Source organism: Planomonospora antibiotica (genome assembly GCF_014647955.1).
GTDB classification, from domain to species: Bacteria; Actinomycetota; Actinomycetes; order Streptosporangiales; family Streptosporangiaceae; genus Planomonospora; species Planomonospora parontospora.
Genome location: NZ_BMQE01000004.1, coordinates 233,655 through 257,970 on the forward strand (window position 1 = coordinate 233,655; position 24,316 = coordinate 257,970).

20 protein-coding genes are annotated in these 24,316 nt (G+C 72.8%); 9 read left to right on the forward strand and 11 right to left on the reverse strand.

Features of this window, described 5'->3' with window-relative positions; all coding sequences use genetic code 11:
* Positions 1-71: 71 nt before the first annotated feature.
* The 10 genes from IEZ06_RS05765 to mfd all read right to left on the reverse strand — a co-directional run bounded on the left by IEZ06_RS05765 (position 72) and on the right by mfd (position 12,977).
* Positions 72-1,388 carry an NAD(P)/FAD-dependent oxidoreductase gene (locus tag IEZ06_RS05765; protein ID WP_189235582.1) on the reverse strand — a complete coding sequence of 439 codons (1,317 nt, stop codon included), beginning with the start codon at positions 1,386-1,388 and terminating at the stop codon, positions 72-74.
* Between the two features lie 172 nt (positions 1,389-1,560).
* Positions 1,561-2,358, reverse strand: a complete 798-nt coding sequence (locus tag IEZ06_RS05770; RefSeq protein WP_189235583.1) for a uracil-DNA glycosylase — start codon at positions 2,356-2,358, stop codon at positions 1,561-1,563.
* A 247-nt stretch (positions 2,359-2,605) separates the two neighbouring features.
* Complete coding sequence (locus tag IEZ06_RS05775; RefSeq protein ID WP_189235584.1) at positions 2,606-3,736, reverse strand: hypothetical protein; 1,131 nt, start codon at positions 3,734-3,736, stop codon at positions 2,606-2,608.
* A gap of 169 nt (positions 3,737-3,905) precedes the next feature.
* On the reverse strand, positions 3,906-4,865 hold the full coding sequence (locus IEZ06_RS05780; RefSeq protein ID WP_189235585.1) for a Ppx/GppA phosphatase family protein: 960 nt from the start codon (positions 4,863-4,865) through the stop codon (positions 3,906-3,908).
* Complete coding sequence (locus IEZ06_RS05785) at positions 4,862-5,407, reverse strand: DUF501 domain-containing protein (protein WP_189235586.1); 546 nt, start codon at positions 5,405-5,407, stop codon at positions 4,862-4,864. Before IEZ06_RS05785 ends, IEZ06_RS05780 begins: the two co-directional genes overlap by 4 nt.
* 64 nt (positions 5,408-5,471) lie before the next feature.
* Positions 5,472-5,966 (reverse strand): FtsB family cell division protein, encoded by a 495-nt coding sequence (locus tag IEZ06_RS05790; protein ID WP_189235587.1) that lies wholly within the window; start codon positions 5,964-5,966, stop codon positions 5,472-5,474.
* Between the two features lie 326 nt (positions 5,967-6,292).
* Positions 6,293-7,570 carry a phosphopyruvate hydratase gene (gene eno / locus IEZ06_RS05795; RefSeq protein WP_189235588.1) on the reverse strand — a complete coding sequence of 426 codons (1,278 nt, stop codon included), beginning with the start codon at positions 7,568-7,570 and terminating at the stop codon, positions 6,293-6,295.
* A gap of 208 nt (positions 7,571-7,778) precedes the next feature.
* Positions 7,779-8,729, reverse strand: coding sequence for a nucleoside triphosphate pyrophosphohydrolase (locus IEZ06_RS05800; RefSeq protein WP_189235589.1), 951 nt, complete (start codon positions 8,727-8,729; stop codon positions 7,779-7,781).
* Positions 8,730-8,752: 23 nt separating this feature from the next.
* A complete protein-coding gene (locus IEZ06_RS05805) occupies positions 8,753-9,379 on the reverse strand; it encodes a SurA N-terminal domain-containing protein (RefSeq protein WP_189235590.1) in 627 nt (208 codons plus the stop codon).
* A gap of 28 nt (positions 9,380-9,407) precedes the next feature.
* Positions 9,408-12,977, reverse strand: coding sequence for a transcription-repair coupling factor (gene mfd, locus IEZ06_RS05810; RefSeq protein WP_189235591.1), 3,570 nt, complete (start codon positions 12,975-12,977; stop codon positions 9,408-9,410).
* Positions 12,978-13,133: 156 nt separating this feature from the next.
* On the opposite strand from mfd, the gene IEZ06_RS05815 reads away from it, so the two are divergent.
* The 3 genes from IEZ06_RS05815 (at position 13,134) to IEZ06_RS05825 (ending at position 16,329) form a co-directional block, all read left to right on the forward strand.
* A complete protein-coding gene (locus tag IEZ06_RS05815) occupies positions 13,134-13,850 on the forward strand; it encodes a class I SAM-dependent methyltransferase (RefSeq protein ID WP_189235592.1) in 717 nt (238 codons plus the stop codon).
* A gap of 78 nt (positions 13,851-13,928) precedes the next feature.
* Positions 13,929-15,206, forward strand: a complete 1,278-nt coding sequence (gene cysC, locus IEZ06_RS05820; RefSeq protein WP_189235593.1) for an adenylyl-sulfate kinase — start codon at positions 13,929-13,931, stop codon at positions 15,204-15,206.
* 169 nt (positions 15,207-15,375) lie between these two features.
* The gene (locus IEZ06_RS05825; RefSeq protein ID WP_189235594.1) at positions 15,376-16,329 is read left to right on the forward strand and encodes a sulfite exporter TauE/SafE family protein; all 954 of its coding nucleotides are present in this window, start codon (positions 15,376-15,378) and stop codon (positions 16,327-16,329) included.
* Here the strand turns inward: IEZ06_RS05825 and IEZ06_RS05830 are convergent.
* Positions 16,213-17,262, reverse strand: coding sequence for a glycoside hydrolase family 26 protein (locus IEZ06_RS05830; protein WP_229797810.1), 1,050 nt, complete (start codon positions 17,260-17,262; stop codon positions 16,213-16,215). The two genes, IEZ06_RS05825 and IEZ06_RS05830, sit on opposite strands and share 117 nt — an antisense overlap.
* Positions 17,263-17,612: 350 nt before the next feature.
* Here IEZ06_RS05830 and IEZ06_RS05835 point away from each other — a divergent pair, with 350 nt between their 5' ends.
* The 6 genes from IEZ06_RS05835 to IEZ06_RS05860 are packed head-to-tail and all read left to right on the forward strand — an operon-like array spanning position 17,613 to position 24,237.
* Complete coding sequence (locus IEZ06_RS05835) at positions 17,613-18,800, forward strand: YveK family protein (RefSeq protein WP_189235596.1); 1,188 nt, start codon at positions 17,613-17,615, stop codon at positions 18,798-18,800.
* Positions 18,797-20,092 carry an O-antigen ligase family protein gene (locus tag IEZ06_RS05840; RefSeq protein WP_189235597.1) on the forward strand — a complete coding sequence of 432 codons (1,296 nt, stop codon included), beginning with the start codon at positions 18,797-18,799 and terminating at the stop codon, positions 20,090-20,092. Before IEZ06_RS05835 ends, IEZ06_RS05840 begins: the two co-directional genes overlap by 4 nt.
* A complete protein-coding gene (locus IEZ06_RS05845; RefSeq protein WP_189235598.1) occupies positions 20,089-20,988 on the forward strand; it encodes a hypothetical protein in 900 nt (299 codons plus the stop codon). The genes IEZ06_RS05840 and IEZ06_RS05845 overlap by 4 nt, the downstream gene beginning before the upstream one ends.
* A complete protein-coding gene (locus IEZ06_RS05850) occupies positions 20,985-21,842 on the forward strand; it encodes a sulfotransferase domain-containing protein (protein ID WP_229797811.1) in 858 nt (285 codons plus the stop codon). The genes IEZ06_RS05845 and IEZ06_RS05850 overlap by 4 nt, the downstream gene beginning before the upstream one ends.
* Positions 21,830-23,338 (forward strand): lipopolysaccharide biosynthesis protein, encoded by a 1,509-nt coding sequence (locus tag IEZ06_RS05855; protein ID WP_229797812.1) that lies wholly within the window; start codon positions 21,830-21,832, stop codon positions 23,336-23,338. Before IEZ06_RS05850 ends, IEZ06_RS05855 begins: the two co-directional genes overlap by 13 nt.
* Positions 23,335-24,237: a sulfotransferase gene (locus IEZ06_RS05860; protein ID WP_189235600.1), complete on the forward strand. Its 903-nt coding sequence runs from the start codon at positions 23,335-23,337 to the stop codon at positions 24,235-24,237. The genes IEZ06_RS05855 and IEZ06_RS05860 overlap by 4 nt, the downstream gene beginning before the upstream one ends.
* Positions 24,238-24,316 lie beyond the last annotated feature (79 nt).

Genomic DNA, 24,316 nt, shown 5'->3' on the forward strand with positions numbered 1-24,316 from the left:
CCGCGGGACCGACACGGTGATCGGTGTGGCCTCCGGGACCCGGTGACCGGATGCCCCCCCGGCTCCAGGACTCAGGTCGTCGCCGCCGCGCGGAACTCCTCACGCGGAGCCTCGATCTCTCCCAGCGAGACGGTCTCACGCTTGAAGAACAGCGCCAGGGTCCAGTCCGCCATCACCCGGACCTTGCGGTTCAGGGTCGGCACCCGCGACAGATGGTAGGTGCGGTGCATGAACCATGCGGGCAATCCGCGGAGCTTGACGCCGTAGACGTTGGCGACGCCCTTGTGCAGGCCCAGACCGGCGACCGATCCGACGTACTTGTGCCGGTAGTCCAGCAGTTCCTGCCCGTGCAGGTGCCGGGTGATGTTGTCGGCGAGGACCTTGGCCTGACGGACCGCGTGCTGGGCGTTGGGCGCGCAGTACTGGCCCGGATTGGTCACGTCGGGCACCCCGGCCACGTCTCCCGCGGCGAAGGCGTCCTGGACCCCGACCACGGTCAGCCGGGTGCTCGTCTTGATCCGGCCGCGCTCGTCCAGCGGCAGGTCCCCGGCGTTCACCACCGGGCTCGGCTTCACGCCGGCGGTCCACACGATGGTGGCCGCCTCGAACTCGTCGCCGTCGGACAGCTTGACCAGGCCGCTCTCGCAGGACTCCAGCCGGGTGTTCATCTTGACCTCGATGCCGCGCTCCCGCAGCTGCTCGGCGGTCCACATGCCCATCTCGGGACCGACCTCGGGCAGGATGCGGTCGGTCGCCTCGACCAGGACCCAGCGCAGGTCCTCACGGCGGACGTTGTGGTAGTAGCGGACCGCGTCGAGCGCCATGTCCTCGAGCTCGGCCAGCGCCTCGATGCCGGCGAAGCCGCCGCCGACCACGACGAACGTCAGCGCCCGGCGGCGCAGGCCCTCGTCGCCGTTGCTCTCCGCCCGGTCGAGCAGGCCGAGCACCCGGTTGCGCAGGGCGATCGCCTCGCCGACCGTCTTGAAACCGATCGCGGCGTCCGCCAGCCCCGGGATGGGCAGCGTGCGGGAGACCGAGCCGGCCGCCATCACCACGATGTCGTAGTCGATCTCGTAGGGGGTGCCGACGTTCGGCTCGAAGTACACGCGCTTGGCCGCGTGGTCGATCTTGGACGCCTTGCCGTTGAGGATCGTCGCCTTCGGCAGGACCCGGCGGAGCGGGACCACCACGTGGCGGGGCGAGAGGTTGCCGGCCGCCGCCTCGGGGAGGAAGGGCTGGTAGGTCATGTGGGATTCGGGGGTCAGGACGGTGATGCGCACACTGCCCTCGCGCAGCTCCCTGCGGAGCGTGCGCTGCAGCCGCAGCACGGTGTAGAGGCCGACATAGCCGCCGCCGACGACCACGATGTGCTTGGAGTTGCGGTTCACTTCGGTGCCATCCTTCGGTCCGAGGCCTTGTGAAAGCTTTCACAAGCATACGTCGGACTTTCCAATCACACCAGGGCACCCCCGAGTAACTTCCCTCAAAATTATGCAAAGCGGACTATTCGCTCTTCATTCCAGAGGAAAATTCTGTGATTTTTCTGTTTTGTGATGGACCTCACAGGGCTCGAAGCGTATTGGCCCTGGTGAAGATCTGGTCGAGCATCTCGGCCGTCACCCGGCCGGTGAAGGTGTTCTGCTGACTGGGGTGGTAGCAGCCGAGAAGATGCGCGGAAGTTCCGCCGCGGGAGAGCCGGACCTCGGCGCCGTGCCCGAAGGCGGGCCGTGGCCGCGGCAGGGCGTACCCCGCCGCCCGCAACGCGGGCCAGACCGCCTGCCAGGCGAACCCGCCCAGGGCCACGACCACGCGCAGGCTCTCCGCGACCAGCTCGACCTCGCGGGCCAGCCAGGGGAAGCAGGCGGCCCGCTCCTGCGGCGCCGGCTTGTTGTCCGGCGGCGCGCACCGTACCGCGGCCGCCATCCGGGCGCCGAGGAGCCGCTGCCCGTCCCCTGCCCGGACGCTGGTCTCCTGCGCGGCCAGGCCCGTCCGGTGCAGCGAGGCGAACAGCCAGTCCCCGCTCCGGTCCCCCGTGAAGATCCGCCCGGTCCGGTTGCCGCCGTGCGCGGCCGGGGCCAGTCCCACGATCAGGATCTCCGGCCTCTCCTCACCCCAACCGGCGATGGGCCTGCCCCAGTAGGTCTCCTCGGCGAACGCCCGTCGCCTGACCGTCGCGACCTCCTCGCGCCACTCCACCAGGCGGGGGCAGGCACGGCAGACCGACTGGCGGGCCGTCAGCTCGGCGAGGGTACGGCTCGCCGACGCGAGCTCCCCCACCTCGCCGGGATCGTGTGCGACGGGCGTGTCCGGCCGGGCCGGGTCGTCCGGCCATCCGGACCCCGGAGGAACGAAGGTCATGTCCTCGATCGTGCCACCACTCCGCCGCCTCCCGGCCCCGGCCCCGCGCCGGAGCGCGTCCAGGTGCAGGGCCGCCCCGGCCGGAGCCGACCGGAGCGGGCTGCTCCAGACAGGACAGGCGGGACCCGAGCAGCAAAAAAGACGGCGCCCGCACGGAGCGGGCGCCGCCTCTCAGATCTCCCTCAGCTCAGGCTGAGGTGTCCAGACCGGATCTCAGGCACCGGGAAGGGCCCGAGTCCCGGACGGACTAGCCCCGGAACGTCGGGATCTCGGTGGACGTGGGCTTGGGCTCGGGCTTCGCCTCGGGCTTGCCGCAAGCGGGAGCGTAGCTGTCCGAACTGGAGTCGCCGTGGATCCTCAGGGTGACGACGCCGCCCTTGAAACCGTCCGACGAACCGCTGTACGAGACCGGCTCGACGCCGCCCTTGTAGCCGAACTCCGCGTGACCGCTGCCGACGACGCTGCCGTTGACGATCCAGTCATACCGGACCTTGGCCGGACCGGTCGCGTGCAGGCTGCCGGAGGCCGTGACGGTCGCCCTCGGGCAGACGTCCGCGGTCTGCTTGGCGGACACGTGGCCGACCTTGACGGTCACATGGTGGTCGGGCCTCGACCAGTCCTTGCAGTAGATCTTGAACCAGGTGCGGTCGGAGCTGCTCTGGTAGCGGTCCCCGACCTGCAGGGTCGCCCAGCCGCGCGTGGTCTCCCGCGCGCGGACCACGTGGTAGACGTTGCGCGAGCCGTCCACGCGGACGGTGCCGCGGTCGACGACGTGGCCGTTGACCACCCAGCGGTAGTGCACCCAGCGCGGGCCGGAGGTGCTGATGCGGCCGACCAGGGTGGCCTTGCAGTTGGCCTCGTTCACCCACACCTTGGTGTACAGGCGGCGGTCGTTGACCTCGTGCTTGTCGCCGTGGCCCTCATCGCAGGAGACCTTGAAGTAGGCCTTCTTCGAGGTGGCCTTGCGCGGCGCCAGGACCTGCAGCGCCTCCCAGCCCTTGGTGTCGCCACCGATCTTGTGGGTCTCCTTCACCGTGACGTACTTGACGCCCTTGCCCACGGTGAAGGTCTTGACCGAGCTCTTGGAACCGTTGCCACGCAGCCACCGGTAGGCGACCGTGGTCTTGCCCTTGACGGCCTTCACCTTGATCTGCGAGGAGAACGTGACCCGTACCGGGCAGTCCTCGTCGTAGTTCGAGAGGGAGACCTTGGGGGTGCCGACGGAGACCGCCGGCTTGGTGTGCGAGGAAGTCGCCTTCCCCGCGGTGGACGCACTGGCCGCCGCTGCGGGCGTGGCCAGCAGGCCCGTCGCCATCGTCGCCAGCATGGCCGCGCCGGCTCCGACGGCGGCCAGCTTGCGCGCTAGACCGGACTTCATGAGGGGATGCTCCGTTTCGTTAGGAAGCGGGTGCGCTCCGGAGACGGTTGCCGCCCCGACACCAGCTGTGCCGGGCCCCACGGCAAAGCCTCGCTAAAGCTTCTTCACCTAACCATAAAACGGATGGATCACTCAATACTCCAACTAAACGCGTTTTGTCCAGATGTCGTCACTTTTTGCTGAGACCCCAGGCGATCCCGTCGAGGATGTCCCGCTCGCTGACGACGACCTCGGCGAAGCCGTACCGCTGCAGGATGCGGTCCAGGATGAGCGCGCCCGCCCCGATGACGTCGGCCCTGCCGGGATGCATGACCGGTACGGCCAGCCGCTCAGAATGGGACATTCCAAACAAACGGCGCGATATTTCATGTGCCCGATTTGCCGGAATTCGCGAGTGATGGATTTTGTCCGCGTTATATTCGTCCAGCTCAAGAGCCATCCCTGCGACCGTGGTCACCGAACCCGCGAGGCCGACCATGGTCAGCGCCCGCTCCACCGGCACCTCCTCCGCGACCCGGTCGAGCGCGTCGTCGATGTCCGCGGTCATCGCCTCGACGGCCCCGGCCGAAGGGGGGTCGCCCGCCCCGCGCAGGTGCCGCTCCGCCAGCCGGACGCAGCCGATGTCCACTGAGAGCGCCGCCTCCGCGTGCGTCGAGCCGACCACGAACTCCGTGGAGCCTCCGCCGATGTCCACCACGAGGTACGGCGGGCGGGTGCCGACCGGGGTGGGCAGGCCGGTCTCGGGTGAGAGGCTCACCAGGTCCCCGGTGGCCCCGGTGAACGACAGCTCCGCCTCCTCCGCGCCCGTGACGACCTCGGGCTCCACCCCGAAGATCTCCCGCACACCGTCGGCGAAGTCCTGCCGGTTGGCCGCGTCCCTGGTCGCGCTGGTGGCCACCACACGGACCGCGACGGCCCCGTGGTCCTCGATCAGCCGGGCGTAGCCGCGCATCGCGGCGAAGGTCCGCTCCAGCGCCTCCGGGGCCAGCCTCCCGGTCTCGTCCACCCCCTGGCCGAGCCGGACGATCTCCATCCGCCGCTCGACCTCGTGCAGCGAGTCCTGGTGGATGTCCGCGATCAGCAGACGGACGGAGTTGGTACCGCAGTCGATCGCGGCGACACGGGTCACTGGTCGTCCTCCTCGGAGTCTGTCGTACGGGGCGTGTCCGCCCCCTCCACCCGGCAGCAGGGGCCGTCGGCCCACCACTCGCCGAGCGCGTCGAGCGCCTCACGGCCGAACGGGTTGGTCCCCGGCGCCGCCAGCTCGTGCGCGACCAGCGCGTGCAGGCACTTGACCCGGTCGGGCATGCCGCCGCTGCTCTGCATGCCCCGGGGCAACGGCTCCAGTCCCTCCGCGGCGGCGGCCTTGTCGCGGCGTGCGACGTAGTCCTCGTGCGCCAGCCGGTAGGCGTCGGCCAGCTCCGGGTCTCCGGCGAGGCGCTCTCGCATCTCCCGCATCATCCCCGTGCTCTCCAGGGTGCCGATGGCGGAGTTGGCCCGGGGGCAGGTCAGGTAGAACAGCGTCGGGAAGGGGGAGCCGTCCGGCAGCCGCGGCGCGGTCTCCACCACGTCCGGCAGCCCGCACGGGCAACGGTGCGCCACCGCCCGCAGACCCCTCGGCGCCCGGCCGAGCTGCTGTTCCACCGCCGCCACGTCGCGGTCGTCGACCATTCAGCACACCCCCTGGAAACGGCGTCCAGGCTATCGCCCTCCGGGTCCCGCCCGGGGCGGGCGGTCACCCTCCGGGCCGCGCCGGACCGGCCCCTCCGGCGGCGGGCGCCCTGCGCCCCTTGCCCGTGTCCGCGGCCTCGACCGACTCCCAGAGCGTCTGGTACCACGGCGGGACGGCGGCCTTCTGCTGCGCGGTGGCGCCCTTCCCGCCCGCGGGCTCGTCGTCCATGACGACATAGCACTTCTGCCCCGGCTCGCAGTAGAACAGCCGTTCCCGGGCCTGCCGCTTGATGTAGCCGGGGTCCTGCAGCTGCCTGCGCCGGTCCTCCAGCGCCTTGATCGCCGCCAGCTCCCTGGCCTTGTCCTGCTCCAGCTGGGCGATGTTGCGGCGCAGCGCGATGTACTCCCTGACCGGGTAGGCGAGGCTCATCGCGATCGCGCACACCACGACCGCGAGCACCGCGGCCCGCGCCGTCAACTGCGGCCGCTTCCCCTTGCCGGCGGCGACGCCGCGCTGCGGCTCGGGCGCCGGTGACCGGCGTCTTCCCTCGTCGCTCATCCGCTCTGCTGACGGCGACGCTGCGCGCCGCGGCTCGGGGGCCGGTAACCGGCGTCTTCCCTCGTCGCTCATCCGCTCTGCTGACGGCGACGCTGCGCGCCGCGGCTCGGGGGCCGGTAACCGGCGTCTTCCCTCGTCGCTCATCCGCTGCGCTCCTTCGCTCCTCAGTCCAGACGCCGGAGCCCCCTCGCGGGCTCCTTCGCTCCTCGGCCCGGACGCCGGAGTTCCCTCGCTCCTCGGTCCAGGCGTCGTGCGTCGCCTCCGGGGCCGTGCCGGTACGGCTCGCGCCCGGGATGGAGGACGGGCGCGAGCCGTACGCTGTCAAGCTAGCGCCGGAAGCGCGGGAACGCGGCGCGTCCCGCGTAACGGGCGGCGTCGTCCAGGAGCTCCTCGATGCGGAGCAGCTGGTTGTACTTGGCCACCCGGTCGGAGCGGGCCGGGGCGCCGGTCTTGATCTGGCCGCAGTTGGTGGCCACGGCGAGGTCGGCGATCGTGGTGTCCTCGGTCTCACCGGAGCGGTGGCTCATCATGCAGCGGTAGCCGCTGCGGTGGGCCAGGTCCACGGCGTCCATGGTCTCGGTCAGGGTGCCGATCTGGTTGACCTTGACCAGCAGCGCGTTCGCGGTGCCCTCGGCGATGCCGCGGGCCAGCCGCTCGGGGTTGGTCACGAACAGGTCGTCACCGACGAGCTGGACCTTGTCCCCGAGCGCCCTGGTGATGGCGTTCCAGCCCTCCCAGTCGCTCTCGTCCAGCGGGTCCTCGATGGAGACCAGCGGGTAGTTGGCCACCAGGTCCTCGTAGAAGGCGATCAGCTCGGCGGCGGACAGGCCCTTGCCGTCGATCGTGTAGACGCCCTCGGAGTGGAACTCGGAGGCGGCCACGTCCAGGGCGAGCGCGACGTCCTCGCCCGGCGTGTAACCGGCCTTCTCGATGGCGACCAGGATCAGGTCCAGCGCGTCGCGGTTGGACGGCAGGTTCGGCGCGAAGCCGCCCTCGTCGCCCAGGCCGGTGGCGTAGCCCTTCTCCTTCAGCACGGCCTTGAGCGCGTGGTAGACCTCGGTGCCCATCCGCACGGCCTCGCGGAAGCTCTCCGCGCCGATCGGAGCGATCATGAACTCCTGGATGTCCACGTTGGTGTCGGCGTGCGCACCGCCGTTCAGGATGTTCATCATCGGCACCGGGAGCACGTGCGCGTTCGGCCCGCCGAGGTAGCGGAAGAGCGGCAGCTCGGCGCTCTCGGCCGCGGCCTTGGCCACGGCCAGGGAGACGCCCAGCACGGCGTTGGCGCCCAGCCGGGCCTTGTTCGGCGTGCCGTCCAGGTCGATCATGACCTGGTCGATGCTGCGCTGCTCGGCCGCGTCGAAGCCGAGGATCTCGTCGGCGATCTCGTCGGTCACCCCGAGGACGGCCTTCTCCACGCCCTTGCCGCCGTAGCGCTCGTCTCCGTCGCGCAGCTCGACGGCTTCGAACTGGCCGGTGGAGGCCCCGCTCGGCACCGCGGCGCGGCCCTCGCTGCCGTCGTCCAGCAGGATGTCGACCTCGACCGTCGGGTTACCCCGGGAGTCAAGGATCTCGCGGGCGTGTACGCCCTCGATGGAAGCCACGAAGCGCTCCTAAGGTCGTAGGACAGTTTGCTGCAAAAGCCTATCGACCCCTACTTCCCAGTACGGTTACCGCCCCGCCGGGGGCGTGGATCCGGACGCGTCCCCGCCCCGGCCCGCACTCGCCCCGGCCCGCACTCGCCCCGCGCCCGGTCCGCGCCCGCTCCCTACCTGGTCCGCGCTCGGTCCGTGCCCGTCCGGACCCGTCGGATCAGGTCCGCTCGCGGACCATGTCGCGGTAGGCGCGGGAGACCGCCCGCAGTTCCGCCTCCGGATCCAGCCCCTCGGCCTGCGCCTGCCGCACCAGCTCGAACAGGCGGGCGCCGAGGCCGTCGGGCGGGACGCCCTCCGGCAGGTCGGCGGGGACGCCGGCGCGTCCGGCGCGGCGCAGCAGCTGGGCGGTGAGGGAGAGCGCGGGCTGGCCCATGGGCACGCCGTCGACCGGGGATCCGGCGTCGCCGCCGCTCTTGGCGGCGCGCTCGGCCGCCTTGATGGTCTCCCAGTTGTCGCTGACCTGCTCGGCACCGTCCACCTGCACGGCGGCGAACACGTGCGGGTGGCGCCGGACCAGCTTGTCCACGATGCCCGCCGCCACATCGTCGACGTCGAACCCGCCCTCGCCGGCGGGGCGGTCCTGCGCGACGCGCGCGTGGAAGGCCACCTGCAGGAGCAGGTCGCCCAGCTCCTCGCGGAGCGCGCCGCGGTCGCCCTCCTCGATCGTCTCCAGCACCTCGTAGGCCTCCTCCAGGAGGTACGGCGCCAGCGACTCGTGGGTCTGCTCCGCGTCCCACGGGCACTGGGTGCGGAGCCGGTCCATCACCGCGACGAGGTCGAGCAGGCGCGCGCCCGGCAGGTCGTAGGAGCCGGGCACGACCTCGATCACCGGCGGGTCGTCGAGGGCGACCGCCGCATGCCCGATCAGGCGCATCAGCGCCTCGTCGGCCTCCAGCCAGACCACGTCCCCGCCCTGGGCCTCGCGGACCAGGGCGGCCGGATCGGGCTCCGCGACCTCGACCTCGATCCCCGCCTCGGCCAGGAACGGCAGGTGCGGGTGGTCCGGCGAGGCGGTGCGGACCGGGCCGGCGGCGAGGACCTGCCAGGCGCGGTGGCTCAGCAGGCCCGGCGCGACCCGGGGCGAGGTGGTGACGAGGATCAGCGGCATGTCCGTCGGGCGTCCGTCGGCGGCTACGAGGACGCGGGGACCGCGCCGAAGCGGCCGGCGTCGACGTAGGAGTCCGCGCCGCCCTGCGACTGCGGGTTGGCCACGCCGTAGCGCGGGCTGCGCACGACCTCGATGGTCGCCGCCTCCTGGGCGAGCTTCTGGGACGCGGCCTTCTGGGACGCCTCGTCCTGCCCGGCGCCGAGCCCGGCCAGCAGCTTCCGCTCGACCAGGGTGATGCGGACCAGGTCGCGCAGCTTCGACGGGGGCACGCCGACGTTGACGGCGATCTGCTCGTCGGGCATGCGCTGGGTCTGCCCGCCCTGGGTGGCGATCTGGTTGAGGAAGGCGTCGACCTCCGCCTCGGTGACGGTGACGCCCTTGCGCGCGCCGAGCTGGTCGAGCTGCTCGATGGCGATCACGTTGGTCAGCACGGCCTGCGGGACCGAGCCCCGGAGCTGGAGCTGGCTCTTGTTGAGGCCGGAGGCGACCACCGCCGCCTCGTACTCCTTGACGTCGGCTTCCAGCTCGCTGGAGCTGATCCGCTGGTCGCCCACGACGGCGGCGGCGCCGACCTGCGCCGGGGAGCAGGCGGTCAGCGTGGCCCCCACGGCCACGGCCGCCAGGATGACGCGCACTCGAGTCGACTTCACTTGCGATCCCTTCACGACAAATGCCGCTTCACTTTACCGGCATGTTCTCGAGGAACATCGCCTCGACCAGATCGCCGCACCACTTGAGCAGGTCCAGGTCCCGCAGCGGCTGGCCGCCGAGCGGTCTGGTCTTGGGGACGGGCACCAGCAACGTACCGGTCGCCTGCTTCAGCAGCGCCTTCGGGTAGAGCCGCTGCAGCCTGACCTGCTGGGAGTCGCGCAGGTCCACGGGGGCGAACCGGATGTGCTGGCCCTGCAGGGTGACGTCGGTGAGCCCCGCCCTGCGGGCGCGGATCCGGAAGCGCGCGACCGCCAGCAGGTTGTCGACCTCCTGGGGCAGCCTGCCGTACCGGTCGGTGAGCTCGTCGCGGACCGCCGCGATGTCGTCGTCGGTGCAGATCGCCGCGACGCGCTTGTAGGCCTCCAGGCGCAGCCGCTCGGAGGTCACGTAGTCGTGCGGGATGTGCGCGTTGATCGGCAGCTCGACCTTGACGTCGGGCCGCTCCTCCGGCTCGGCGCCGGCCAGTTTGGCCTTCTGCTCCTGCACGGCCTCGGCCATCATCCGCACGTACAGGTCGAAGCCGACGCCCGCGATGAAGCCCGACTGCTCGGCGCCCAGGATGTTGCCCGCGCCGCGGATCTCCAGGTCCTTCATCGCGACGTACATGCCCGCGCCCATCTCGGTGTGCTGGGAGATGGTGGCCAGCCGCTCGTGGGCGGTCTCGGTGAGCGGCTTCTCCGGCGGGTAGAGGAAGTAGGCGTAGCCGCGCTCGCGGCCCCGGCCGACGCGGCCGCGGAGCTGGTGCAGCTGGGACAGGCCGTAGTTGTCGGCCCGGTCCACGATGAGCGTGTTGGCGTTGGGCACGTCGAGGCCGGACTCGACGATCGTGGTGCAGACGAGCAGGTCGAACTCGCGCTCCCAGAAGCCCACCATGATCTTCTCGAGCTGCTGCTCGTTCATCTGGCCGTGCGCGACGGCGACGCGCGCCTCGGGGACCAGCTCGCGCAGGCGGGCCGCCACCTTGTTGATGCTGGCGACCCGGTTGTGCACGAAGAAGACCTGGCCGTCGCGCATCAGTTCGCGGCGGATCGCGGCGGTGATCTGCTTCTCGTCGTAGGGGCCGACGAAGGTGAGGATCGGGTGCCGCTCCTCCGGCGGGGTGAGGATCGTGGACATCTCGCGGATGCCGGTCAGGCCCATCTCCAGCGTGCGCGGGATCGGCGTGGCGGACATGGCCAGCACGTCGACCTGCGTGCGCAGGTGCTTCATGGCCTCCTTGTGCTCGACGCCGAAGCGCTGCTCCTCGTCGATGATGATCAGCCCGAGGTTCTTGAACCTGGCCTCCGGCGAGAGCAACCGGTGGGTGCCGATGACGATGTCCACCGCCCCCTCCGACAGGCCGCGCAGGGTCTCCTTGACCTCGGCGTCGGTCTGGAAGCGCGACATCGGCCGCACGTTCAGCGGGAATCCGGAGAAGCGCTCGGCGAAGGTGGACAGGTGCTGCTGGACCAGGAGCGTGGTGGGCACCAGCACCGCGACCTGCTTGCCGTCCTGCACGGCCTTGAACGCCGCCCGCACCGCGATCTCGGTCTTGCCGTAGCCGACGTCGCCGCAGATCAGGCGGTCCATCGGGATCGGGCGCTCCATGTCGCGCTTGACCTCGTCGATGGCCTCCAGCTGGTCGCCGGTCTCGGCGTAGGGGAAGGCGTCCTCCATCTCCCGCTGCCACGGCGTGTCCGGCCCGAAGGCGTGCCCCGGCGAGGCCATCCGGGCGCTGTAGAGGCGGATGAGCTCCCCGGCGATCTCCTTGACGGCCTTCTTGGCCCGGGTCTTGGCCTTGGCCCAGTCGGCGCCGCCCATCCGGTTGAGGGTGGGCGACTCGCCGCCGACGTAGCGGGTGACCTCGTCCAGCTGGTCGGTCGGGACATAGAGCCGGTCGCCCTTGGCGTACTCGATCACGAGGTACTCGCGGGTCGCGCCCTGCACGGTCCGCTGCACCATCTCGACGTAGCGGCCCACCCCGTGCTGCTCGTGCACGACGTGGTCGCCGACCTTGAGCTGGAGCGGGTCCACCATGTTGCGGCGGCGGCTGGGGAGCCTGCGCATGTCCTTGGTGGAGGCCTTCTGCCCGACCAGGTCCAGGTGGGTGAGCACCGCCAGCGACGGGGTGGTGAAGCCGTGGTCGACCAGGCCCGTGGCGACGTGCACGACCCGGGGGTCGGGCGCCGGGCCGATCTCCGGTTCCAGCCGCGCGGGCAGGTCGACGCCCTTGAGCAGCTCCACCATGCGCTCGGCCGGGCCGTGGCCCTCGCTGAGCAGCACGACGGTCCTGCCGGACTCCAGCCAGCCCTTGACGTCGGCCAGCGCCCGCTGGGTGTCGCCCCGGTAGGCCTCCGCCTCCTGGGCGTCCAGGACCAGCGCGCCGGCCGCATCCCCGAGGTCTCCGAGGTCGTCTCCGCCGCCGAACGGGGCGATCGACCACCACGGCTGGGCGAGCTTGCGGGCGTGGTCGCGGATCTCCTCCAGCGTCCGGAAGGCCGCCGCGCCCAGGTCGATCGGGGCCTCCCCGCCCGCCGCGGCGTTGATCCAGGAGGCCTCCAGGAACTCCTGGCTGGTCCGCACGAGCTCGTCGGCGCGGCTCCTGATCCGCTCGGGGTCGCAGACGAAGACCGCCGCCGGTCCGGGCAGGTGGTCGACGAGCAGGTCCATCTCCCCGGCGAGCACCGGCGCGAACGCCTCCATGCCCTCGACCGGCACGCCCTCGGCCAGCTGGTCGAGGGTCTCGGCCAGCGCCGGGTGCTCGGCGGCCAGCGCCGCGGCCCGCTCGCGCACCTCGGGCGTGAGCAGCAGCTCCCGGCAGGGCGGGGCGAACAATCCGTCCTGCGCCACCTCCAGCGACCGCTGGTCGGCGACCTTGAACCAGCGGATCTCCTCGACCGTGTCGCCCCAGAACTCCAGGCGGAGCGGGTGCTCCTCGGTCGGCGGGAAGACGTCGAGCAGGCCGCCCCGCACCGCCACCTCGCCGCGCTTCTCGACCATGTCCACCCGGTGGTAGCCGCTGCCCACCAGGGCGTGGACCACGCCGTCGAGGTCGGCGTCGTCGCCCGCGCGCAGCCGTACCGGCTCCAGGTCGCCGAGCCCGCGCACGATCGGCTGGAGCACCGCCCGGACCGGCGCGACGACGACGCGCAGCGGCCCGGCCGAGGCGTCGCCGGCCACCGGGTGGGACAGCCGCCGCAGTACGGCCAGGCGCTGGCCGACGGTGTCGCTGCGCGGCGACAGCCGCTCGTGCGGGAGGGTCTCCCAGGCGGGGAAGACCGCGACGGCGTTCTCCCCCAGCAGGCTGGAGAGCGCCGAGGCGAGGTCCTCGGCCTCGCGCCCGGTCGCGGTCACCGCGAGCACGGTCCGCGGGCCGCGCCCGGCGGTCCCGCCCTCCCCGCCGGTCCCGCCGCCGGCCAGGGCGGCCGCGGCGAAGGGCCGCAGCGCGGGCGGTGCGACGAGGAAGACGTCGGACAGGTCGCCCCGGCGCACGTCCGCCAGCACGGAGTCCAGGGCCGGGTCGGCCACGACGAGGTCAAGCAGTCCGGAAAGGCTCATTGAAATCGCCCACAGCCCCCACGACGGCAACACGAAAGGCCCCCGGATGCGAAGGGCACGGGGGTTGCGCGTCCAAGACTACTTGCCCGGGTCCGGGCGGCGGGAACGATCGGGGGGCATGTGACGGATCGTAATCGATCGACTACTGTAGGTGATATGAGAGGAATGCGACCGGTCGCCGCGCAGGGCGACCTCTTCGAGCGACGGATCCAGGAGCGGTGGACGGAGCGGCGCGGGCGCCGGCTCGACGTCCTGATCGCGGGCTGCGGATGGCCCGACCCGCTGAACCTGGAAATGGAGAGCCGCGTCATCGGGATCGACGAGGACCACCCGGTGGTGCGGGCGAACACCTCGGCGCGGGGGGACCTCACCTCGTGGGCGCTGGGCGACCTGCGGTCGATCCCGGTGCCGCCCCGGGCCTTCGACGTGGTCTACGCGCCCTTCCTGCTGGAGCGGCTGGAACACCCCGAGCTGGTGCTCGACCGGCTGCTCGGGGGCCTGCGGCCGAACGGGCTGCTGCTGCTGCGGATGCGGGACCGGGAGTCGGCCTACGGCACGTGCGCCCGGCTGACCCCGTGGCCGCTGCGGCGGCTGCTGTGGCCCAAGCTCGTCCCCGCGGGCACGCCGGGGCCGCTGCCCAAGGTGTACGGCCCGTCCATCTCGCGGGAGGGCATCCGCGCCTACTGCCTGACCCGAGGGCTGGTGGTCACCGACGAGTTCCTCGGGACCAGCAGCCCGGCGGCCGACCGGCCGCTGGTGCGCGCCGCGTGCTCGGTGATCGAGGCCGTCTCGCGGGGCCGCATCCCCGCCTCGCACGACGAGATCACCATGATCATCCGCAAGCCGGAGGACTACTTCACGCGAGTGCTCTGAACCGGACCGGTTGATGTGGGAGAACCGGAGTGGCTACAGTGGCCATATCCGACTAAGTCGATCGGGAATGTGGAGCAGATGACGGCGCCCTTCGAGTGGACCCCCGACGCCCGCGAGCTCGCCGACCTGGAGCTGCTGCTCTCCGGCGCCTACCACCCGCTGACGGGCTTCATGGGGCCGGCCGACGCGCACTCCGTGGCCGAGCACGGCACGCTCGCCGACGGCACGCCGTGGCCGGCCCCGGTCACGCTCGCGCTGCCCGGCGACCACCCGGCCGCCCCCGGCGACCGGGTCACCCTGCGCGACCCCGAGGGCGCCCCGCTGGCCGTGCTGACCGTCGCCGAGCGCTCCGGCGGCCTGGCCGCCGGGCCGGTCGAGGCGCTGGGCGCCCCCGAGCACGGGCCGTTCGCCCGGCTGCGCCGCACTCCCGCCGAGGTGCGCGAGGAGCTGGCCGGCCGGGAGGTCCTGGCCGTCACCATGCGCGGCCCGCTGGACGACCTGACGGAGATCGAGGCGACCGCCGGGGAACTGGGCGCGGCGGTCCTGCTGCTCCCCCTGGCCTTCGGCGAGGGCGGTCCCGCGGTCGTCCGCGCCGCGCTGCGGGCCCGCGACCGGCTGGCGGAGGGCACCGGGGACACGGGGGGCACAGGGGGCGCAGGGAGCGCGGTGAAGGGCGTCTCGGTCGCCGTGGTGCCGCTGGCGCCCCGCGAGGACCATGCCGTCGACCTGGAGCTGCGTGAGCGCGTCGCCGAGGCCTACGGCGCCGCCGAGCACCTGGCCGGCCCGGAGCCGGTCACGCTTCCCGGGCCGCCGCACCGGCGCGGCCTGGTGGTCTTCTTCACCGGCCTGTCCGGCTCGGGCAAGTCGACCGTCGCCCGCGGCCTGCGGGACGCCCTCCTGGAGCGCGGCAGCCGTACCGTGACCTACCTCGACGGCGACGTGGTCCGCCACCTGCTCTCGGCCGGGCTGGGCTTCTCCCGCGAGGACCGCGACCTCAACATCCGGCGGATCGGCTTCGTCGCCGCCGAGGCGGCCCGGCACGGCGGGCTGGCGATCTGCGCGCCCATCGCGCCGTACGCCGCGACGCGGGACGAGGTCCGCGTGATGGTCGAGGCCGTGGGCGCCGACTTCCTGCTCGTCCACGTCGCCACCCCGCTGGCCGAGTGCGAGCGGCGCGACCGCAAGGGGCTCTACGCCAAGGCGAGGGCGGGCCTGATCCCCGAGTTCACCGGGATCTCCGCCCCCTACGAGGAGCCCGACGACGCCGACCTCGTCGTCGACACCACCGCCGTCACGGTCGAGCAGGCCGTGCGGACCGTGCTGGACCCGCTCCTGCAGGGGGGCTGGGTGCGGTGAGCGGGACCTCCGTACGGACGCCGGGGACGCCGGGGACACCGGGGACCCCGGGAACGCCAGGGACCCCGGGAACGCCAGGGACCCCGGGAACGCCAGGGACCCCGACGACGCCGAGGACGCCGAGGACACTGACCGCCCACGCGGCGGGCGAGGAAGCGGTGAGCGCCTGATGGGCATCGACATCCCCCTGGTCATCGGATCGTTCTTCGTCGCGATCGTCGTCGGCCTGACCGGCATGGGCGGCGGCGCGCTCATGACGCCGATGATGATGCTGTTCTTCAACGTGCCGCCGCTCGCCGCGGTCTCCAGCGACCTCGTGGCCTCGGCCGTGATGAAGCCGGTCGGCGGGGTCGTGCACATGCGCCGCGGCACCGTGAACCTGCGGCTGGTCGGCTGGCTGTGCGCCGGATCGGTGCCGGCCGCCTTCAGCGGGGTGCTCATCGCGCGGGCCTTCGGCGACGGGGAGCAGGTCCAGCAGACGGTGAAGTACGCCCTGGGCGTCGCGCTGCTGCTGGCCGTCGCGGGCCTGGTGGCCAAGGCCTGGCTGGCCCGGCACGAGGGCCCGGCCTCGGCGGACCTCGGCGAGATCAGCGTGCGCCCGATCCCGACGTTACTGGTCGGTATGGTCGGAGGCGTCGTGGTCGGCATCTCCTCCGTGGGCTCCGGATCGCTGATCATCGTGGCGCTGCTCGCGCTCTATCCGGCGCTGCGGGCCAACCAGCTCGTCGGCACCGACCTGGTCCAGGCGGTCCCGCTGGTCGCCTCGGCCGCCCTCGGCCACCTGTTCTTCGGCGATTTCCAGCTCGACCTCACCACCTCGCTGCTCATCGGCTCGATCCCCGGCGTCTACCTCGGCGCGCGGATCTCCTCCCGGGCCCCCGGCGGCGTCATCCGCGCGCTGCTGGCGGTGGTGCTGCTCGCCTCGGCGCTCAAGCTCCTCGGCGTGGGCAACGCGGCCACGCTCTGGATCCTGGGCGGCGCGACGGCCGCCGGAGCGGCCGGCTGGTCACTTCTCCGGCACCGCGGTGGCGCTCAGGTGGGGGTCGCGGGCGAGCTCCCGGAAGGCGCGGCGGCCGGCGGGAGTGGTGTCGAACCGGGTGTCCCCTCGCGGGGCGCTCGGTGAGTCGAAGTAGACCAGCGCCTTGATCTGCGGGTAGCGCCGCAGCTCCTGGCGGACCGAGGCGAAGAACGCCGACTTGAACCACGGCTGCTCCCGGCGCTCGAACACGCCCCACTCGGCGACCATGATGGGCTTGCCCGGGAAGCGCCACTGCATCCAGCGGTAGAACCCCGGCCAGTCGGGGAACTCCTTGCGGGTCTTGTTGATCAGCCCGTCGAAGGTCTGGACCCGGTCGTCGGCGTAGGGGTCCATGGCGACCCAGTCGACCACGTCGTCGCCGGGATAGAGCTGCTCGAACCAGGGCTCGGCCGCCCAGTTGGGTGCGCCCATGTAGGTCATGACGGTGATCGCGTTCCGCACGCCGCCGGCCCGCAGGCGCTCGACCACGTGCCGGAACATCGCCGCGTAGTCGCGCGCGGTCATCCCGGAGGCCGGGTCGTCCCGCACGTCGTTCTCCGGCTCGTGGTGCACGGTCAGGAAGAACCGCTCGGGGAAGGTCGTGCGGATGTGCGCGGCCAGCCGGTCGATCCGCCTGTCCAGCGCCCCATCCGCGATCTCCGCCCAGGTGCGGCCGAACGACGGCTTCCAGTTGACCAGCAGCAGCCTGCGCCCGGCGGGGTCCCGGGCGATCGCCAGCTCCTGCGGGGTGGGGAAGAGCTCGCTCTCCCGGTGGTAGACGTGCACGATGCCGGCCGTACGGCCCATGCGCTTCTCGGCCCGGGCCAGCGCCCGGCCGGGCGGCCGGCCGGTGAAGACCTCCGGGGCCACGCCCCACCAGGCGCCGCACGAGGGGATGAGCTTCACGCTGGCCTCGCAGCCCGCCGCGGGCGTCGCGCGGAGGTCCAGCAGCCCGCCGCGGGCCGCGCTCTGCCGCGCCGTCTCCGAGGCGACGCCCGACGCCTGGCCGCACGCGCCCAGCCCGAGAACGAGAGCCATACCGGCGCCGGCGATCAGGGACATCTTCAGAGTTGGCCTTAAATCGGCATTTGTCCGATACAACGGTTCCTCACAGATGATCCGTCCGCGCGTTTCTTTACCTTCCGCGGGACACACCCTCCCATCCCCCGGACGTGCCGCGTCGCATACTTTGCCGGACCATGCCGCCTCCCCGGCGGAGCGACGAGGAAATATCGGATAAACATCCGTTATCTCGGCGTGATCGGCCGCCACCGCACCAGGAAAATCCTGGGTATGCGGCCGGGAAAATAGCGTTCCGGCCTATAGTCCTAGGGTTCCCAGCGTCAGCCTCCCCCCGCGAGGCCCAGCCCCCGAGAGGGACCAAACGCATGAGCCTGTCGCCGGACCCTCCCGTCCGCCGCTCCGGCGGAGACCTGGCGGATTACGCGTCCCTGCTCCGCCGCCGCTGGCCGGCCCTCCTGCTCTGCCTCGTCGCCGGGACCGGCGGCGGTGGCGCCCTGCTGTGGGCCACCCCGCCCGCCTACACCGCCTCCACCTACGTCCTGGTGACCCCGACCGGCGTCCAGGAGCAGACCAACCAGGTGACCAGCCGGCAGCGGGAGGCCCTCAACCTCGACACCGAGGCCCAGATCGCCCAGTCCGCCGTGGTCGCCAAGAAGGCCCAGGCCGCACTCAAGAGCACTCCCGGCCCCGTCGACGTCGCCGTGCCGCCCAACACCTCGGTCCTGGAGATCTCCTACACCGCCGCCGACCCCAACAGCGCCGCCGCGGGGGCCAGCGCGTACGCCCAGGCCTACCTGGCGCACCGCCGCGAGGCCGCCGACGAGGCCCTGACCGTCCAGCTCAAGACGCTCCTGTCCAAGCTCAGGCAGGTCAACGAGAGCCTCACCAAGGTGGTCGCCGAGTTGCCCGGGCTGGACCGGGGCACGGCCGACCACACCATCGCCCTGCAGCGGCGGAGCGTCCTCAGCCGCCAGGTCTACAACCTCACCGTCAAATACGACGCGCTCAAGACCGTCGCCGTCACCCCCGGTTCGGTGATCAGCGAGGCGGTCGCCCCGGACCGCCCCAGCACGCCCAGCCCTCCCCTGTACCTCGGCAGCGGGTTCATGATCGGCCTGCTCGCCGGAGTCGGGCTCGCCTGGATCCGCGACCGCCTCGACACCCGGATCCGCGACCCCCGCGACCTCGCCCGCCTGACCGGCATCGACCTCGTCACCGGCCGGGAGGTGACCGAGCTGGCGGGCGCCGGCGGCGCCGTGCTGCTGGTCCCCCTGCCCGGGACGTCGTCCCAGGACGTGGCGCGGGCCGTACGGCAGCTGGGCGGGAGCCGCGTCCCGGTCCTCGGCGCGGTCGTCGCCGCGGAGGCGGCCCCCGACAAGCCCCGGGCCGTGCGCCTCGTCGAGCCCGCCGGGGGCACGCTGATCCCCTCGGGCGGAGGGAACCCCCGCGCCACCCTCCCCGAGGCCGACGCCACGGCCGAGATCGCCCTCTCCGACGTGCGCGCCGCCCTGCGCGGGACCCCGCCCACCGGCAGGCGGGTGTTCCCCCCGTGAGGGGTCCGCACCCGGCGAGCTGGCCCATCGCCGCGCTCCTCGTCGGCTACCCCGTCTGGTGGATGCTGGGCTTCGGCGGGCTGGCGGTGATCGTGCTCGCTCCGCCCATGGCGGTCGTCCTGTGGCGGCGACGGCCGATCCGGGTGCCGAAGGGATTCGGGATCTGGCTGCTGCTGCTCGCCGGCTACCTCGTCAGCGCGCTCATGCTCGGCGAGATGCCACCGGACACCTACGGCGAGTTCGGCGCGGGACGGATCATCGGCTACCTGATGCGCCTGGCCCTCTACGTCTCCATGACGATCATGGTCCTCTACCTGGGGAGCCTCACCGAGCACGAACTCCCGCAGCTCAGGCTGGTGCGCATGCTGGGCGCGCTGTTCGTCACGACCGTCGCGGGCGGCCTGCTGGGCGTGTTCGCGCCGCACGTGCAGTTCACCTCGCCCGTCGAACGGCTCCTGCCCGGATGGATCAGCGGCAACTCCTTCGTCCAGAACCTGATCCACCCCACCGCCGCCCAGATGCAGAAGGTCCTCGGCCACGCCTCGCCCCGCCCCGAGGCGCCCTTCGAGTGGGCCAACGCCTGGGGCGGCAACCTCTCGGTCCTGCTCGTCTGGTTCGTGGTCGGCTGGTGGGTGTACGGCGGGCCGCACCGGCGCCTGGCCGCGCTCGTGCTGCTCGCCCTCGCCTCGATCCCGGTCGTCTACTCGCTCAACCGCGGCCTCTGGATCGGCCTGGGCGTCGCCGCCGCCTACCTGGTCATGAGGACGAGCGCGCGGCGCCGCCTGGTGATGTGCGCGGCCGTCGCGGCGGGGGCACTGGCCTTCGTCCTGAGCCCGCTCCAGCCGCTGGTCGCCCAGCGACTGGACAACCCGCACAGCAACGACATCCGGGCCTTCACCGTGTCGTCCACCATCGCCGCGGCGGGCACCTCCCCCTTCATCGGCTACGGCAACAACCGCAGCGCCCGGGGCAACTACCGGACGATCACCACCGGCAAGAGCGACTGGTGCGACACCTGCGGCCACCCGCCGCTGGGCAGCGACGGCCAGCTCTGGCACCTGATGATCACTCAGGGCTTCACCGGCGCCGCGCTCTACGTCGCGTTCTTCGCCGGAGCCGTCCGCCGCCACTGGTCCGACCGCTCGCCGATCGGCACGGCCGGCGTCCTGGTGATGATCCTCACCCTGCTCTACATGTTCGTCTACGACGGGCTGGTCACACCGCTCATCCTCTACCTGATCTCTTTCACACTGCTCTGGAGGAACACCATGGCACGGGGGGCCACCGAATGAACGACGCCCGGGTCCGGCGGCGCTACCTCGACCGGACGATCGGCCTGCTGTTCCCCGGTCCCGGGGGGGACCGGCCGTACAGCCTGCTCCCGCACCCCCTGATCCCCCGCAGGCTCACCCCGCGGGCGTGGTGGCACCCCTGCGGCAGGGTCATGGTCCCCGCGGGGGAGGACAGCATCGAGACCCACCTGAGCGAGGTGCTGGGCATCCCGGTCCGGGTGACCCTCCACGTGCGCCCCGCCCGGCGGGCCAACCGCAAGCCCGTCCTGGAGGCCCGGGGCCCGGACGGCACGGTCGCCTTCGTCAAGATCGGTGACACCGACCGCACCCGCGAACTCGTCGCGCACGAGGCACGGACGCTCGCCATGCTCGCCGAGACGCCGCTGAAGACCGTCATCCCGCCGACCGTGCTCCACCACGGCTCCTGGCGCGACCTGTCGGTCCTCGCGCTCTCCCCCCTGCCCGTACGGCGCGGCGCGGCCGGGGCGGACCTGCGCGCCGAGGCGATCCGCGAGATCAGCGGGGTCGGCGGGGAGCGCTTCGCCTGGCACGGCGACTTCTCCCCGTGGAACATCGCGTGCGGCCCGGACGACCGGTTGCTGGTGTGGGACTGGGAGCGGTTCGGCACCGGCGTGCCGCTCGGCTTCGACGCGCTCCACCACTTCCTGCAGCGGGCTCTGCGCCGGATGGACCCGGCGACCGCCGCCCGCGCGTGCCTGGCGCAGGCGTTGCCGCTGCTGGCCCCGTTCGGCCTGTCGGCGGGCGAGGCGCGGCTGACCGCGGTCCACTACCTGACCGCACTGGCCCACCGGCACGCCGCCGACGGACACGAGCCGCTCGGCCCGCCCGCCGCATGGCTCAACCCCGTCGTCGACTCCCAGGAGGTCCTGGTGTGAAACCCGCGCTGAAACGCTCCGTGCACGCCGTGTCCCGGACCACGGGACGTCTCACCTCCGGCAACCGGGTCCTGCCGTCCTTCCTGGTCGTCGGGGCGCAGCGCTCCGGCACGACCTCGCTCTACCGGGCGCTGGCCCGCCACCCCCTCGTGCTCAAGCCCGTCCTGCACAAGGGCGTGCACTACTTCGACGTGGCCTACGACCGCGGCCTGTCCTGGTACCGGGCGCACTTCCCGCTGCGGGGGGCGACCCTGCGGCTGTCCCGCCGCTACGGCCACCGCCCCCAGGCCTTCGAGTCGGCGCCCTACTACCTGTTCCACCCGCTGGCCGCCGCCCGGATCGCCGCGGACCTGCCGGGCGTGAAGCTGATCGTGCTGGTCCGCGACCCGGTCGAGCGCGCCTTCTCCGCACACGCCCACGAGCTGGCCCGGGGCTTCGAGACCGAACGCTGCTTCGCCAGAGCCCTGGAGCTGGAGGAGGAGCGGCTGGCCGGGGCGGAGGAGTCCCTCGTCGCCTCGCCGTACTCGACGCACCACGCCCACCGCCACCACGCCTACCTGGCCCGGGGCCGTTACGCCGAGCAGCTCGCCCGGGTGGAGCGCCTGATCGGCCGGGAGCGGATCCTCGTACTGGACAGCGGGGAGTTCTTCACCCGGCCGGAGCCCGTCTACGACCGGGTGCTGCGGTTCCTCGGCCTGCCGCACCTCGGCGATCCGGTGTTCGACCGGCACAACGCCCGCCCCCGGCCCGCTCCGATGCCCCCGTCGCTCCGTCGCGAGCTGGCCGCCCGGTTCGAGGGGTCCGACGCCCGGCTGGCGCCCTGGCTCGGCGCGGAGCCATCGTGGCGGTCCTGAGACGGGGCGCGGCCGGACTGGCCGGCGCCGCCATCGGTGCCGTCGCGCAGTTCCTACTGATCCTGGCGGTCGGCCGGGAGGCCGGGCAGGAGGCGGCGGGTTCGTTCTTCGCCGCCACGGCGCTCTGCCTGACGGCCGTCGGGATCCTACGGATGGATGCCGGCAATGGGCTGGTCCACGTCGTCTCCCGCGGCGGACCGGCCGGCCTCGACCGGGCCCGGGGCTACCTCCACGCGGCACTCGTCCCGGTCCTCGTGCTCTCGGCGGCCGTCGCGGCCGCCGTCCTCGCCTGCGCCGAGATCCTCGCCGGGACCTCCGCCGGGGCGGTGGGACCGGCCGACGCCGTCCGGGTGCTGGCCGCGGCGCTGCCCGTCCTCGTCTGCGCCGACGTGCTGGTGGCGGCCACCCGCGCGTTCGGTTCCATGCGCCCCACTCTGCTGCTGGACGGGATCGTCCGGCCGGTGGGCCAGTTGGCGCTCGTCTGCTCGGTGCTGGCGGTGCCGCCCGCCGACCCCGTCCTGCTCGCGGCGGCCTGGACCCTGCCCTCCCTGCCGGCGCTGCTCCTGGCCGCCCTCTGGTTGCACCGCCGGCTGCCGCCCCGCGCGCCGCGGGCTTCACGGGCATCGCAGGCGCCAGGGGCTTCGCGGGTATCAGGGGCACCGGGGGCGTCCCGGGCGCCGTGGACGCCGTGGACCCCGCAGGCGCTGGACGACGCCCGGGACCTGTGGCGGCACACCTGGCCCCGGTCGGCGGGCGCGGCGCTGCAGGCGGTGTTCCAACGGCTCGACGTCGTCGTCGTGGCGGTGCTCGCCGGACCGGCCGAAGCCGCCGTCTACACCGCCGCCACCCGGTTCAAGGTCGTGGGCCAGCTCGCCGGCCAGGGCCTGGCCCGCGCCGTACAGCCTCGCCTGGTCCGCGCGCTGGCCGACGGCGACCTGCCCCGGGCCCGCGCGCTCTACCAGGGCACGACCCTCTGGCTGGTCCTGCTGACCTGGCCCGTCTGGCTCGGCTATGCCGCGTTCGCCCCCTGGCTGCTCGGCCTGTTCGACAGCGGTGGCGGTGACGGGGGGAGCTACGCCTCCGGTGTCCCGGTGGCGCTCGTGCTGTCCGCGACGATGATGGTCGCCACCGCCTGCGGCATGGCCGACGTGGTGCTGACCGCCGCCGGGCACGCCCGGGCCGGACTCGTGAACCTGATCTGCGCCGTCGCGGTGACCGTGCTGCTCGACGCGCTGCTGGTCCCCTCCCACGGCGCGTACGGCGCGGCCCTCGGCTGGGCCGGGGGCGTGCTCGTGAAGAACGCGCTGCCACTGTGGCAGCTCCACCACCACAGCCTGCACCCCTTCGGCCACGGCACCCTGGCCGCGTGCGGGCTGCGCCGGACGCGACCGGACGCGCCCGCCCCGGGGAGCAGAGCCCCGAACACCTCCGCTCCCGGAGGCGGGGATCCGGACGCCCCCGTCCCCGGCCCCCTGACCTCCGGAGGCGGCCGGTGACCCCCGTCCTGGTGACCGGGCTGCCCCGGAGCGGGACGAGCTGGACGGGCAGGATGCTCGCGGCGGGCGGCGAACTGGTCTACGTCAACGAGCCGCTCAACCCGCTGCCCCGGCCGGGCCGCTCCCCCGGCGTGCTCGACGCCGACGTCACCCACCGCTTCCAGTACATCTGCGCCGACGACGACGGGCCGTGGCTGCGGGCCTTCACCGACACCGTCTCCCTGCGCTACCGGTTCCTGGCCGAGCTGCGCCGCAACCGCGCGCCGTACGACCTCGCCCGCATGGTCCGGTACGGCACCGCGTTCACCCTCGGGCGGCTGACCGGCCGCCGGGCGCTGCTCGACGACCCGTTCGCGCTGTTCTCCGCGGGCTGGTTCGCCCACCGGCTGGGCTGCCGGGTGATCATCCTGGTCCGTGACCCGGTGGCGTTCGCCGGGAGCTGGCAGCGGCTCGGCTGGACGGTCTACTTCCACGAGCTGCTGGAGCAGCCGCTGCTGGTCCGGGACCACCCCCGGGTGGAGGAGCTGCGGCCGCTGGTCGGCTGCCAGGACCGGCTGCTCAAGAACGTCGCCCTGTGGCGGACGGCCGCGGCCGTCGCCGCCGACCTGGCCGCCCGGCACCCGGAGATCCTGCTGGTCCGCTACGAGGACCTGGCCGCCGCCCCGGTGGAGGGCTTCCGCCGCCTGTACGACTGGGCCGGCCTGACCTGGTCCGCGCGCGCCGAGGGACGCGTCCGCCGCGCCTGCACGGCCCCGGGCTCCACCGCCCGCGGCTTCGCCTGGCACGGCCTGTCCCGCACGGCCTACCGGCCGATGGACTCCCGCCGGGCCCTGGCCGAGGCGGGAAGCCGCCTCAGCGAGGAGGAGGCCCGGCGGGTCAGGGAACTGACCCGCGGCTGAGCGGGCGTCTCCCGGGCGGGCGTCTCCCCGAGGGGCCGTCCCCGCCACTCCGCCGCGGTGCGGGGAGGGGCGGGGTGGG